Annotated in this window: 2 pseudogenes; one reads left to right on the top strand and one right to left on the bottom strand. The window is 47.4% G+C overall.

From position 1 onward, the window contains the following. Positions 1-72: 72 nt before the first annotated feature. A pseudogene (locus tag C7B65_RS27075) lies at positions 73-351 on the bottom strand (DDE-type integrase/transposase/recombinase); the annotation flags it as partial. A gap of 89 nt (positions 352-440) precedes the next feature. Here C7B65_RS27075 and C7B65_RS27070 point away from each other — a divergent pair. Continuing rightward, positions 441-722, top strand: a pseudogene (locus C7B65_RS27070) (helix-turn-helix domain-containing protein); the annotation flags it as partial. Between the last annotated feature and the right edge of the window lie 79 nt (positions 723-801).

The following is an 801-nucleotide window of genomic DNA, read 5'->3' as shown; positions in this document are numbered from 1 at the left end:
AAAGATTACTAGCTGGTTGTTTGGCTCAAGCTACTTGCAGTGGGGATTTCAGCCTTCGGCTTAACCCGAACTCAGGTTATTCAGGTACTTGCTCTGCCGTAATTCCGTCTGGGCTGCCAGTGTTTCATCTGCTTTCAACGCTTCGACTGCCACCGGATAGGCAGCATTTTTATCGACGGTGATCACCCGTGGAGTTTGAGTATGAGTCGCCTTCAGCACTTTGCGGAAAAACCGGGCTGCTGCTTTACCGTCCCGCTTTGCGCTCAGCATGAAGTCCAACGTGTTGCCGGCTGAATCGACAGCGCGGTAAAGATATTTCCACACTCCTTTGACTTGGATATACGTCTCATCACGGCTAAAAAGTGGACTTTTAGCTTTTCCTCTTCCATCTACGATAGGATGAGGCAATTCCCCTCTGAGCAATCGGGACCGTTGTGAGCATGATTCGGATTGAATTTACTGAGCAAATGGTCAGGGAATTGAACTACGAACGGTATCATCACCCCCACCCAAAAGTGCAACAAAAGATGGAAGTGTTGTATTTGAAAAGTCAAAAGTTGGCTCACCAAAACATCCGCCGACTGTGCAATATTTCCAAAACAACCCTAACGGTCTATCTCAAGCAGTATCTAGCGGGTGGGATTGAGCGGCTCAAACGTTTAGATTATCAGGGGCAACCCAGCGATTTGAATCAACACATCGCGAGTGTGGAAACCTACTTTAGCTCAGATCTTGCACCAGTCTCAACAAGGGGTTGCCAAAAAGCTCAAAGTCTGAAAGAAAGGGCGTAGAAACATTTCA

It is taken from the genome of Phormidesmis priestleyi ULC007, assembly GCF_003003695.1.
Lineage (GTDB): Bacteria > Cyanobacteriota > Cyanobacteriia > Leptolyngbyales > Leptolyngbyaceae > Phormidesmis_A > Phormidesmis_A priestleyi_A.
The sequence above is the reverse complement of the archived record's forward strand: the minus strand, read 5'-3'. Positions and strand labels throughout refer to the sequence as shown.